This is a genomic window from Pseudoalteromonas sp. TP27 (assembly GCF_056470645.1).
Genome location: NZ_JARDAK010000002.1, coordinates 365301 through 377970 on the forward strand (window position 1 = coordinate 365301; position 12670 = coordinate 377970).

General features: G+C 40.0%; 11 protein-coding genes. 7 read left to right on the forward strand and 4 right to left on the reverse strand.

All coding sequences use genetic code 11. The features are described 5' to 3' along the window. The first annotated feature begins 26 nt into the window (after positions 1-26). Positions 27-788 carry a divergent polysaccharide deacetylase family protein gene (locus tag PX700_RS03950; protein WP_165727134.1) on the forward strand — a complete coding sequence of 254 codons (762 nt, stop codon included), beginning with the start codon at positions 27-29 and terminating at the stop codon, positions 786-788. Positions 789-967: 179 nt separating this feature from the next. Here PX700_RS03950 and rpoH read toward each other — a convergent pair whose 3' ends face one another. The 4 genes from rpoH to ftsY form a co-directional block, all read right to left on the reverse strand. Next, the gene (gene rpoH / locus PX700_RS03955) at positions 968-1831 is read right to left on the reverse strand and encodes an RNA polymerase sigma factor RpoH (RefSeq protein ID WP_149593817.1); all 864 of its coding nucleotides are present in this window, start codon (positions 1829-1831) and stop codon (positions 968-970) included. 296 nt (positions 1832-2127) lie between these two features. Then, complete coding sequence (gene ftsX / locus PX700_RS03960; protein ID WP_197178026.1) at positions 2128-3114, reverse strand: permease-like cell division protein FtsX; 987 nt, start codon at positions 3112-3114, stop codon at positions 2128-2130. Next, positions 3111-3788, reverse strand: a complete 678-nt coding sequence (gene ftsE / locus PX700_RS03965) for a cell division ATP-binding protein FtsE (RefSeq protein ID WP_479519920.1) — start codon at positions 3786-3788, stop codon at positions 3111-3113. Before ftsE ends, ftsX begins: the two co-directional genes overlap by 4 nt. A gap of 87 nt (positions 3789-3875) precedes the next feature. Beyond that, entirely contained in the window at positions 3876-5819 is a 1944-nt protein-coding gene (gene ftsY, locus PX700_RS03970; RefSeq protein WP_479519921.1) for a signal recognition particle-docking protein FtsY, read from the reverse strand. A 207-nt stretch (positions 5820-6026) separates the two neighbouring features. On the opposite strand from ftsY, the gene rsmD reads away from it, so the two are divergent. The 6 genes from rsmD to prmA all read left to right on the forward strand — a co-directional run bounded on the left by rsmD (position 6027) and on the right by prmA (position 12641). Next, a complete protein-coding gene (gene rsmD, locus PX700_RS03975) occupies positions 6027-6632 on the forward strand; it encodes a 16S rRNA (guanine(966)-N(2))-methyltransferase RsmD (protein ID WP_197178028.1) in 606 nt (201 codons plus the stop codon). A gap of 145 nt (positions 6633-6777) precedes the next feature. Continuing rightward, positions 6778-6993: a 30S ribosomal protein S21 gene (gene rpsU / locus PX700_RS03980; protein WP_002957797.1), complete on the forward strand. Its 216-nt coding sequence runs from the start codon at positions 6778-6780 to the stop codon at positions 6991-6993. A 19-nt stretch (positions 6994-7012) separates the two neighbouring features. Further along, positions 7013-7459, forward strand: coding sequence for a GatB/YqeY domain-containing protein (locus tag PX700_RS03985; protein WP_165741272.1), 447 nt, complete (start codon positions 7013-7015; stop codon positions 7457-7459). A gap of 243 nt (positions 7460-7702) precedes the next feature. Further along, positions 7703-9454 (forward strand): DNA primase, encoded by a 1752-nt coding sequence (gene dnaG / locus PX700_RS03990; protein ID WP_415637435.1) that lies wholly within the window; start codon positions 7703-7705, stop codon positions 9452-9454. 390 nt (positions 9455-9844) lie between these two features. Next, positions 9845-11692, forward strand: coding sequence for an RNA polymerase sigma factor RpoD (rpoD, locus tag PX700_RS03995; protein ID WP_479519922.1), 1848 nt, complete (start codon positions 9845-9847; stop codon positions 11690-11692). Between the two features lie 67 nt (positions 11693-11759). Continuing rightward, on the forward strand, positions 11760-12641 hold the full coding sequence (prmA, locus tag PX700_RS04000) for a 50S ribosomal protein L11 methyltransferase (RefSeq protein WP_197178030.1): 882 nt from the start codon (positions 11760-11762) through the stop codon (positions 12639-12641). Positions 12642-12670 lie beyond the last annotated feature (29 nt).

Consider the following 12670-nt stretch of genomic DNA (forward strand, 5'->3'; position numbering starts at 1 on the left):
CTAAAAAGATAATAAAAACTATAAACGTGAAAATAATAAAATGGCTAATATTAGCTATTTGTTTTAGCTCAGCAACAATTAGCGCTAAGCAAATAGCAATAGTGATAGACGACATAGGCTATCATCAACGGGACTTAGAGTTCCTTTCCTTACCAGGGCAATTGTCGTATTCAATTTTGCCCCATACCCCTTATTCGCAAATTTTTGCAACGCTTGCCAGTCAATCAAATAAAGAACTATTACTCCATGTACCTATGCAGGCACTTAACGGTAAAGAACTAGGACCTGGCGCGCTTACTTTAAATATGAATAAAGAGCAGCTTCAGCAAACTCTCGGAACAGCTCTCGCTAGTTTGCCGCAAGTTAAAGGCGTTAATAACCACATGGGCTCAGCACTTACGCAGCAAAGCCAAGCTATGAAGTGGACAATGGAAGTGCTTAAAAAGCGCCATTTGTATTTTTTAGATAGCCGTACAACCGATTTAAGCCAAGCACAAAATGCCGCGAACTTTTTAGGTGTTGCTAATATTGGCCGCCAAGTGTTTTTAGACAATATAACTACACCAGAACAGCTGCAGCTAAGGCTTGAAGAATTAAAACAACTAGCCACCATCCATAATTCTGCTATTGCGATTGCTCACCCCTACCCTGAAACAATCGAATTTTTACGCCATGCCTTACCCGAGCTAACTAAGCAAGGTTTTGAGCTCGTGCCGGTTTCGCAGCTGGTTGAACGTAAATATATTCAGTTGGCGCAAGCTGAGGGAAAAGAGATTAGTGCTCGATGATATAAGCTTTAAATAATACTATTATCGAATGATAAACTAACCATTCGATAATGAAGAGTATCGGTATGACTTGATAGAATATTTTATCGTTGGGTTTCGCTTCGCTCAAACCAACCTACGTAAAAGCAAAAAGCCCCGCATTTTCATGTAGGGCTTTTAAATTTTCTGCTTGAGCAGTATTAGCTCATAGCGCTTTGTAACTTTTTCATCGCTGTTTTTTCAAGCTGGCGAACACGTTCAGCAGATACACTGTACTTTTGTGCAAGCTCTTGAAGAGTCGCTTTATCATCCGACAACCAACGTGCGCTAACAATATCTTGTGAACGTTCGTCTAGTGTTTTAAGTGCGCTAAATAAACGAGTATGCGCTTGCTCTTTCCACTGTTCTTGTTCAACGTCGTCAGCTAAATCAGCTGCGCCATCTGTTAAGTACTGTACTGGAGAATACGTGCTTGTTGGTGCGTCGTCGTTATCGTCGCCCGTTAGGTCAAAGCCCATGTCTTGGCCGCTCATGCGCGATTCCATTTCACGAACTTCTTTCTCACTCACACCTAGCTCACTAGCAACAGTGCTAACCTCAGCTTGATTAAACCAACCTAAACGCTTTTTGTTTTTACGAAGATTAAAAAACAATTTACGTTGCGCTTTAGTGGTTGCAACTTTAACTATGCGCCAGTTTTTAAGCACAAACTCGTGAATTTCGGCTTTAATCCAATGCACTGCAAACGATACCAAACGTACACCCACTGAAGGGTCAAAACGTTTAACCGCTTTCATCAGGCCTATATTACCTTCTTGAATAAGGTCAGCTTGTGGTAAGCCGTATCCCGAGTAGCCTTTAGCAATATGTGCTACAAAGCGTAAATGCGACATAATGAGTTGCTTGGCAGCACTAAGATCGCCTTCTTCCTGAAGCTTTTTAGCAAGTTCTTGCTCTTGTTCAACCTTAAGCATAGGGATAGTGCTTACCGCTTGAAGGTAACCGTCCATGCTTGCGCTTTGTTGTCCGACTGTAAGTGCCATTGCGTATAAATCTTTACTCATTTTTCACCTCGGTGATAAACATTTGAAACCATCTTAGCACTCTTTCTCTGTGAGTGCTAACCCCAATTTAAAACTTTTTTAAAGTATAAATCAAGTAGTTTTTTGGTATGTATTTAGTCTACTACAAGCGACTGAATAAGTGATGAATTAAGGGTTTGCAGCAGGTTAACCTCATCGCATCACCTTATTTACAACTCATTACTTCATTGGAGGATAGTACACAAATATGACAGTTTTAATAACGAGAGGTACAACCCAGATTGATATATTACGTATATCAAGCTGGGTTGGTTCATTTATACTTTATCGGGTTCTATTTCTTTAATATAACGATTTACAGAAAGATAAGAACCTACAAAACCTAAGCTTGTTGCAAGTAACACTAAAAAGCCGAATTCTTTCAATGTTAAGCCAATTAAAGAAAAGCTTGCTTGGTAAACCCCTGCCACACTGCTAACCGCAGAAGATAACCACCACATCATTAAAGCAACAGATATAAAGGCAAATAAACCACCTATTACACCATACCAAATACCGGTCCACAAAAATGGGGCATGTATAAAGGTGTTAGTTGCGCCGACTAGCTTCATTACTTGTATTTCTTCTTTTTTATCCATGATCGACAAACGAATTGTGTTACCAATAATAAGCGTCACAGAGGTAAGCAATAGTAAGGCAATGGTTATTACACTTTCTTTAAGTAAATCTAGCAAAGCATTTAAACGCTCTAACCACGCTATATCAAGCTTACCAAAATCAACTTCACGTTCACTCTCAAGTTTAGTTAGAAGCGCCTTAGCGGCGTTTGGCTGCCTATTACGCTTTGTTGGCGTAACAAGTACTACATCAGGTAATGGATTTTTATCCAAATACTCTAAAGCCTGCCCAAAACCAGAAACATCTTTAAACTCGGTGAGTGCTTTTTGCTTTGAAATAAACTCAACACTCTCCACTTCTGGGTAAAGTGCTAAACGCTTTACTAAGGTTTGCGTTTCTTGCTCGTTCATACTTTCTTTTACGAATAACGATATTTCACTCGCTTCTTCAAAACCACTGCTTACCTGCTGTACATTTTTAACAACTAAATAAAGTGTTGCAGGAAGCGTTAAGCTCAAGCCAAGTACTGCAATAGTCATTAATGAGGCCAGTGGGGTGCGCCACATTTCACCTAAACTATGCACACCCTGGCGAAAAATATTAATAATGAAAAAATAACCGCCAGCTAATACTGATTTTTTTTGCTTGTCGTTACTATTTTGTCGACCCTTAAAAAGTAAACTCATAGTGCGCCCTCAGCAAGCGGATCTTGAAGCATTCTGCCATCTTTTAAAGTTAAGCTGCGATACTTCATACGCGCTACCAAACCAAGATCGTGCGTTGCTATCAATACAGTTGTACCGTGTTTATTAAAGTCTTCAAACAGTTTTAGTATTTCCATTGAAAGCTCAGGGTCGAGGTTACCTGTAGGTTCATCGGCTAATAAAATTGGCGGGGAGTTCACTATTGCTCTGGCAATACCAACACGTTGCTGTTCACCACCTGAGAGCATAGACGGATGACATTTTATTTTTTCTATCAGGCCTACTTTATCAAGTGCGCCATGGACCCGTTTAGCAATATGCTTATGATGAGTACCTTCGATAATTAGTGGTAATGCCACATTATCAAAAATAGTATAACGCTCTAATAAACGGTGATTTTGAAAAATAATACCAATATCACGACGAGCATAGGGAATTTGACGCGAGTTAACTTTGTTTAAATCAACTCCATTAATAGACACACTACCCGCCGATGGACGCTCCATTAAGCTAATTAGCTTAAGCAGTGTACTTTTACCGGCGCCACTATGGCCCGTTAAAAAAGCGAGTTCGCCAGGCTTAATATGAAAATTCACTTTTTCGAGGGCACGGTGCCCACCTGGGTAGGTTTTACTTACTTGCTGAAAATTTATCATCTTTTTATTATGCCAACGCCATTAGTTTATTAGTAACGCTGGTAATCCTCGCAATTAAAAAGGGAGCAAGCTCCCTCTTTTGGTAAATTAAACGTCGTCCTCATCTTGGCTAAATAACGCATCAATAAAGTCATCGCTTTTAAAAGCGCGTAAATCATCAATACCTTCACCAACACCAATGTAACGAATTGGAATATTAAACTTATCTGCGACCGCAAAAATAACACCACCTTTTGCAGTTCCATCAAGTTTTGAAAGCGTAATACCCGTTAAACCAACACACTGATTAAACAAGTTTACTTGGCTAATTGCATTTTGACCTGTACCAGCATCGATGGTTAACATCACCTCATGCGGCGCATCAGGATCGATCTTTTTCATTACGCGAGCAATCTTTTCAAGCTCTTGCATTAAATTATCTTTATTTTGCAAGCGTCCAGCTGTATCAGCAATTAATACATCTACATTACGTGCTTTTGCAGCTTGGAATGCATCAAAGACAACCGATGCACTATCTGCACCTGTATGCTGGGCAATAACAGGGATGCTGTTACGCTCTCCCCAAACCTGTAATTGCTCTACAGCTGCGGCTCTAAATGTATCACCAGCAGCAAGCATTACCGACTTACCTTCATTTTGAAATTGCTTAGCCATCTTACCAATAGTCGTTGTTTTACCAACACCGTTAACGCCAACCATTAAAATAACAAACGGCTTTTTATCTTCGCTTATGACTAAAGGCTGTTCTGCCGTTTTAAGCATCGCAGCCATTTCTTGTTTCATTAGTTCATAAAGCGCATCGCCATCTTTTAGCTGTTTACGGTTTGCAGCATCAGTTAAGCTATCAATCAACTTCATGGTGGTATCAACGCCTAAATCGGCGGTAAGAAGTTGTGTTTCAAGATCTTCAAATAATTCATCATCTATTTTTTTACCACTAAAAATAGATGAAAAACCCGAGCCTATATTTACACGAGTTTTTAATAAGCCTTTTTTAAGACGCGAGAAAAAACCTTCTTTTTTCGGCTTTTCGGCTTTTTTAGCTTCATCTTTTGCAAGCTCAGCAGTAAGTCGTTCTTGCTCTAAACGCTCGTTTTCTGCTTCTTCAGCTGCAATGCGCTCTTGCTCTAAGCGCTCGTTCTCTGCTTGTTCCGCCGCAATACGCTCTTGCTCTAAGCGCTCGTTTTCTGCTTTTTCAGCCGCAATACGTTCTTGCTCTAAACGCTCATTTTCTGCTTTTTCAGCAGCAAGGCATTCTTGCTCTAAGCGCTCACTTTCTGCTTGTACCGCAGCAATACGTTCTTGCTCTAAGCGCTCGTTTTCTGCTTGTTCCGCAGCAATGCGTTCTTGCTTTAAGCGCTCGTTTTCTGCTTGTTCCGCAGCAATCCGTTCTTGCTCTAAACGCTCGCTCTGTGCTTTTTCAGCAGCAATGCGCTCTTGCTCTAAAAGCATCTGCGCTTCTTGTTCTGCTAAACGTTTTACTTGCTCTTGTCTTTGAGCTTCAGCGTCCGCTTGTTCTTTTACTAATAGCTCAGCATTAGCTTGCTCTATTGCAAGCTTTTCAGCCTTTATTGCCTCATTCTTTTCTTCAAGGCGAATTCGCTCTAATCGTTCAGCCTCTACTTTTTCTGTAGCCAATCGCTCTTGCTCTAAGAGCATCTGTGATTCTTGTTCAGCTAAACGTTGTGCATGTTCTTGTCTTTGTGCTTCTGCATCAATTTGTTGTTTTGCAAGTAATTCAGCATTGGCCTGCTCAATTGCAATCTTTTCTGCGTTTTCAGCACGCTCTTGTTCTAAACGCTTTGTTTCAGCCTCAGCGTGTAAACGTTCGGCCTCAGCTTGCTCTGCTGCAATACGCTCTTGTTCTAAACGTTCTGCTTCAGCCTGCTGCGCAAGCTTTTCTTGCTCTAGCTTCTGCGCCTCTTCTTGCGCTAATGCTTGTTGTTTATCAGCTGCTGCTTTTTGCTCTGCTTCTTTTTTATCTGACTTGCCAAAACCGAGCCACGACATGAATTTACTTTTTTTTGTCATACTTGCTAATAACCACTTATAAAAATCTGATAAACTAAAATTTGAAATAGCTTGGCAATGCCCAGCAATAGTTGCAAATAAATACAACCATTCAAAACGTAAGTGTTCAATAGTAACACTTTTAATACGGTTGAAAAATGAAGCTACACGTAATCGCCAATAATATTATCTGAGCTAGATACCATATACCATTTTTTAGTGAGCTAAATGAGAAAAAAAACAACGCAAAATAAAGCTACTAACAAGCCCAGTGATGGCTTTATTAGAGTAATTAGCGGACAATTTCGAGGCCGAAAACTTCCCGTTAAAAATGTAGATGGCTTAAGGCCTACTACCGACCGAATTAAAGAAACTGTATTTAATTGGTTAATGCAAGATACGCGTGACGCAAATGTACTTGATTGTTTTGCCGGTTCTGGTGGATTAGGGTTTGAAGCGCTATCTCGTTTTGCTAAAAGTGCTATATTTATCGAGCTAGACTCATCAGCAGCTAAGCAATTAGAGCAAAACATCAGCACTTTAAAACTCGACAATGCACACGTTAAACATACTAATTCGATCTCCTTTTTAGAGCAAAAAAACACAAGTGAAGCGTTTAATCTTGTATTTGTTGACCCACCATTTCGTAAAGATTTAGCACAAACAACCTGCGATTTATTAGAAAAAAACCAATGGTTAAGCGACAATGCATTAATTTATGTTGAAGTAGAAACCGAATTAACCACCTTCAACAACCCAAGCAACTGGTTGTTAATTAAAGAAAAAAAGGCAGGACAAGTGTTTTGTAAGCTCTACCAGCGCCAAGCAAATTAATACTGTTTTACATGATACGTTTCTGTTAATATTGTCCTTTACATGTGGTGTTGCTTCGGATTACAATACCGCACCATTTTTGAACCACTTGATCAATGTTTGATCAACTTGAGCAACGCTCATAATTTAGGTAGGTGAATTTTTAATGCCAGTAATTAAAGTAAGAGAGAACGAACCGTTTGACGTAGCACTTCGTCGCTTCAAGCGTTCATGTGAAAAAGCAGGAATCCTTTCAGAAGTTCGTCGTCGCGAGCACTATGAAAAACCAACAGCTGAGCGTAAGCGTAAAAAAGCTGCTGCAGTAAAACGTCACATGAAAAAACTTTCTCGTGATAACGCACGTCGCGTTAAATTATACTAATATATTAGGTCTTGTATAAATGAGCCTTTTAATAACGCTAAAAGATGCGCAAAAAGATGCGATGCGAGCTAAAGACAAACAACGTCTTAACCCTATTCGTATGGTACTTGCTGCAATCAAGCAACGTGAAATTGACGAGCGCATAGAACTAGACGACGCAGGTATTACCTCCGTTATAGTGAAGCTTGTTAAACAACGTCGTGACTCTTACACTCAGTACAAAGATGCTGGGCGTGATGATTTAGCTGATATTGAAGCCAATGAAATAGTAGCACTTGAAACTTTTTTACCTCAACAATTGAGTGAAGAAGAAATTATTGCTCTCATTGATGCGGCTATTGCTGATACTAACGCAGCAGGTATGCAAGACATGGGTAAAGTAATGGGTATAATCAAAAGCAAAGCCGAAGGTCGTGCCGATATGGGCAAGATTTCTGGTTTAATTAAGCAACGATTAACTGCCTAATACTCCCACATACATTAAAGTATGATTGAAGTAAACCGAGCCTTGCGCTCGGTTTCTTTGTTTTTAACTTTAATAAAAAGTATACCTATTAGGTTACTTTAAAATGAAATTTTTTATAGCTTCCCTATTTATTTTGCTATCATTTTGGTAAGTTAAAGCACGCTATACTTTGCACCACGCAAGTATAAAAAGTAAATTTCATATTTGTTATTCTTCTTATTATTTCAGGACTGTATTTTACTAATGGCTGGAAAGATCCCACGTAACTTTATAGATGATTTACTTGCCAGAACCGATATTGTCGACCTGATAGACTCAAAAGTAGGTCTAAAAAAAGCAGGTAAAGATTATCAAGCTTGCTGCCCTTTCCATAACGAAAAATCCCCCTCATTTACCGTATCGCAAGACAAACAGTTTTACCACTGCTTTGGTTGTGGCGCTAATGGTAATGCTATTTCGTTTGTAATGGAGTACGAAAAGCTAGAGTTTGTAGATGCTATTGAAGAAATAGCCAGCATGCTCAACTTAGAAGTACCTCGAGAGCAGGGCACAAACTCAGCACCAGAACGTACAGCTGCGCAAAAGCGCTCTGATTACGACTTAATGCTTCATACTGCACGCTTTTATCAGCATCAATTAAAACACCACAGCAATTCAGCCGCCGTTATTGAATATGTAAAAGGCCGTGGTTTAAGTGGCGAAACAGTTAAAAAGTTTATGATTGGCTATGCTCCCAGCGAGTGGGACGGGTTATGCCTACAACTTGGCCGCAACAAAGAACAAAAAGAGCAATTAGTTGAATTAAAACTAGCCTCAGAAAAAACACCTGGTAGGCAGTTTGATTTTTTCCGCGATCGTTTAATGTTCCCTATTCGCGATAAGCGCGGGCGCGTTATTGCCTTTGGTGGACGTGTAATGCAAGCCGACCAAGGCCCAAAATATCTAAACTCGCCAGAGACCCGAATTTTCCATAAAGGCTTTGAACTTTATGGACTTTATGAAGCAAAGCAAGCCCATAAAAAGCTTGACCATGTCATGATTGTTGAAGGTTATATGGATGTTGTTGCCCTAGCAGAGCAAGGAATTGAATACGCTGTAGCATCACTGGGGACTGCAACAACAAGCGAGCACATGCACACATTGTTTAGAACTACTGATAAAGTAATTTGTTGTTACGATGGTGACAGAGCTGGTCGCGATGCAGCTTGGAGAGCGCTTGAAAACGCACTTCCTTATTTAAATGATGGTAAAGCACTGCAATTTGCATTTTTACCCGATGGTGAAGATCCAGATACGTTAGTGCAAAAAGAAGGTAAAGAACAATTTGAACTGCGCCTAGGCCAAGCAGATGACTTTACCAAAGTACTGTTTAATAAATTAAGCCAAGAAGTTGATTTAACACTCGACTCAGGAAAAGCTAAATTGCTTAGTGCAGCGCTACCACTAATTGAGAAAATTCCTAGTGAATTTTACCAAGAAAACATTCTTGAACAATTAGGTCGTTTAATCGGCAGAACACGAGAGCAACTTAATAATCGTTTAAAAACACCTAAGCAGCAGCATTCAATTGAACGTAAATTTAAAATAACACCGATGCGCCAAGCGATTGGTATTTTAATTCAGCACCCTAATTTAGCTAAAAGTGTGCCGTACCTACCTGAACTCGCACAAATGAATATTGCTGGCATAGGCCTGTTATTACGCTTACAAGAACAAGCCCTAGAAAAAGAAAATGTTACCACCGCGCAATTGCTCGAATTTTTCAGAGGAACAGAAGATTATGAGCCATTAATAAAGCTTGCAACGTGGCAACACGAAATAAATGAAGAACGTTTAGAGACGGTTTTTAAAAATACTTTCAAGTTTATTGAAGATCAGTGTTTAAATTATCGACTCGAGACCCTATTAATAAAGGACAAGACTCAAGGCCTTAGTAGCGACGAAAGACTTGAGTGTCATTTGTTAATGACAGCGTTAAAAGCCACTAACAGTTAGGGTTTGTTTATCTTTCGAGGTTAAGTTTACAGCAGTGTGTTTGGTATTTAGACAAGGCAGAGCCTATGTAGTGTGGTTATTCCACATAAATAGGCGATAACGCAGCATAAATGCCAAACACGCGCTGCCCTTTGGGTTCGTCCCAAGAGAGGTTTACTCTTTGTTGCCCGGTTTTTACTTAGCCCACTAGGTTACAAACCTGGCGCCGCGATTAAACCACCCTTGGATAGAACAAACTTTAATCCTGAAAGGCCAACAGACCCTAGTCAAAATTGATTTGAACTGTTATACTGTGCTATTCACTGCGTCACATTATTCTAGTTGGCTTTAATGCAAACTACATGATGGCGCCTGTTGTATCAACTTATCAGAGTGGAAGAAACAATCTCTATGGATCCAACTCCTCAGTCACAATTAAAACTTCTGATTCAAAAGGGTAAAGAGCAAGGCTACTTAACTTTTGCAGAAGTAAATGATCACCTTCCACAAGACATTATAGACTCAGATCAAGTAGAAGATATCATAAGCATGATTAATGATATGGGTATCAAGGTTAGCGAAAACGCGCCTGATGCTGATGAATTAATGATGCAAGAAACAACGACAGACGAAGACGCAGCTGAAGCTGCCGCTGCAGCCCTTGCGACTGTAGAAAAAGAAATCGGCCGTACAACGGACCCGGTTCGCATGTACATGCGCGAAATGGGTACTGTTGAACTTCTTACACGTGAAGGCGAAATTGTAATCGCTAAACGTATTGAAGAAGGCATTAATCAAGTACAGATTTCTGTTGCAGAGTACCCTGAAGCAATTACTTACCTACTAGAGCAGTGGGACAAGTTTGAAGCTGAAGAAATGCGTTTAAGCGATATCATCGTTGGTTTTATCGATCCTAATGAAGACACTGCGCCTATTTCAGCGACCAACATTGGTTCAGAATTGAGTGCTAAACAACTTGATGACGATGATAAAGACGACAAAGATGATGACGATGATGACGAAGATGAAGAAGAAGTAGACACAGGTCCAGATCCTGAAGAAGCGCGTATTCACTTTGAAAACTTACGTGATTTATACAATAAAGCACGTGATACGTTTGAAGCTAAAGGTCGTTCGCATCCTGAATCACAAGCCGCCATTTTTGAAATTGGTGAGCTTTTCAGAACCTTTAAATTAATACCTAAACAGTTTGACCGCATGGTAAATAACATGCGTGAAATGATGGACCGTGTTCGTATTCAAGAACGTCTAATCATGAAACAAGCTGTACAAATTGCTAAATTACCGAAGAAAACATTCGTTAAGCACTTTGCTAACAACGAAACTGATGCTTCTTGGGTTGATTTAGAAATTTCAGGTAACGAAAAGTATTCAGCTAAACTTGAAGAAGTTAAGCCAGAAATCATTCGTAGCATTAATAAATTATCTGTTATTGAACAAACAACAGGTTTAAGCATTGAGCGTATTAAAGACATTAACCGTCGAATGAGCATTGGTGAAGCGAAAGCACGCCGTGCGAAAAAAGAAATGGTTGAAGCTAACTTACGTCTTGTAATCTCAATTGCTAAAAAATACACAAACCGTGGCTTACAATTCTTGGATTTAATTCAAGAAGGTAACATTGGTCTGATGAAAGCGGTTGATAAGTTTGAATATCGCCGTGGTTATAAGTTCTCTACTTATGCTACGTGGTGGATACGTCAAGCAATCACTCGCTCTATTGCTGACCAAGCAAGAACAATCCGTATTCCGGTACATATGATTGAAACGATTAATAAACTTAACCGTATTTCTCGTCAAATGTTACAAGAAATGGGTCGTGAGCCAAATCCAGAAGAATTAGCAGAACGCATGATGATGCCTGAGGATAAAATCCGTAAGGTACTCAAGATTGCTAAAGAGCCAATTTCAATGGAAACACCAATCGGTGATGATGAAGATTCTCACTTAGGTGACTTTATCGAAGATACAACAATTGATTCGCCAATCGATTCGGCAACAATGGAGTCTCTTCGTGGCGCAACTAACGATGTACTAGCTGGCCTAACAGCCCGTGAAGCTAAAGTACTACGTATGCGTTTTGGTATTGATATGAATACCGACCACACCTTAGAAGAAGTAGGTAAACAGTTTGACGTAACACGTGAACGTATTCGTCAAATAGAAGCGAAAGCGCTGCGTAAATTACGCCACCCTTCTCGCTCAGATTTACTGAAAAGCTTTTTAGACGCTAAATAATTTAGCGCTACTATATAAACTAAAAAGGCCGCTATAGCGGCCTTTTTTCTATTTGAAGGAAATAATCATGGCTTGGATCCAAATTCGCATTAACGCCAATGCTGCAACAGCAGATGCAGTAAGTGACCTATTAATGGAAGCGGGTAGTGCTTCAGTAACCTTTATTGACGCAAAAGACACCCCTATTTACGAACCTAAAATTGGCACCGTTGTATTCTGGGCTGATACAACCGTAATTGGCTTGTTCGAAGCTAATCACGATATGAATGCAGTCGTTGCGTTATTGAAACGCCATGATGAACTAAAAGACAATTTAGTATACAAAATAGAGCAACTTGAGGATAAGGACTGGGAACGTGAATGGATGGATAACTTCCACCCGATTCAGTTTGGTGAAAGGCTATGGATTTGTCCAAGCTGGCGCGATATTCCAGACCCTACTGCAGTAAATGTACTACTTGACCCTGGCCTTGCTTTTGGCACCGGCACACATGCAACAACGGCCTTATGCCTTAAGTGGTTAGAAAGCCAAGACCTAACAGGTAAAACGGTTGTTGATTTTGGTTGTGGCTCAGGCATTTTAGGTATTGCAGCGATAAAATTAGGTGCAGAGCGCATGATTGGGATTGATATTGACCCTCAAGCACTCGAAGCAAGCCTAGATAACGCTAACCGAAATGGTGTTGCAGACAAACTTGAAGTGTACCTTCCAGAAAACCAACCTGAATTTACTGCCGATATAGTAGTGGCAAATATTTTAGCCCAGCCACTTCGCGAATTGCACAGTGTAATTTTAGGTTTATTAAAGCCTGACGGTAAAATTGCCATGTCGGGTATTTTAGAAGAACAAGCGCAATCAGTTGCTGATATTTATGCACCCTTTATTGAGCTAGATGATATTGCCGTTGAAGGTGATTGGACTCGAGTAAGTGGCACCAAAAAAGCCTAATAAATCGTATAATCATATTTAGAGCATTA

Coding starts and splice junctions, on each gene's coding strand:
- rpoH (WP_149593817.1), bottom strand. CDS start 1,831: ATGAGTAAAGATTTATACGCAATGGCACTTACAGTCGGACAACAAAGC.
- ftsX (WP_197178026.1), bottom strand. CDS start 3,114: ATGAGTTTACTTTTTAAGGGTCGACAAAATAGTAACGACAAGCAAAAA.
- ftsE (WP_479519920.1), bottom strand. CDS start 3,788: ATGATAAATTTTCAGCAAGTAAGTAAAACCTACCCAGGTGGGCACCGT.
- ftsY (WP_479519921.1), bottom strand. CDS start 5,819: ATGACAAAAAAAAGTAAATTCATGTCGTGGCTCGGTTTTGGCAAGTCA.
- rsmD (WP_197178028.1), top strand. CDS start 6,027: ATGAGAAAAAAAACAACGCAAAATAAAGCTACTAACAAGCCCAGTGAT.
- rpsU (WP_002957797.1), top strand. CDS start 6,778: ATGCCAGTAATTAAAGTAAGAGAGAACGAACCGTTTGACGTAGCACTT.
- PX700_RS03985 (WP_165741272.1), top strand. CDS start 7,013: ATGAGCCTTTTAATAACGCTAAAAGATGCGCAAAAAGATGCGATGCGA.
- dnaG (WP_415637435.1), top strand. CDS start 7,703: ATGGCTGGAAAGATCCCACGTAACTTTATAGATGATTTACTTGCCAGA.
- rpoD (WP_479519922.1), top strand. CDS start 9,845: ATGGATCCAACTCCTCAGTCACAATTAAAACTTCTGATTCAAAAGGGT.
- prmA (WP_197178030.1), top strand. CDS start 11,760: ATGGCTTGGATCCAAATTCGCATTAACGCCAATGCTGCAACAGCAGAT.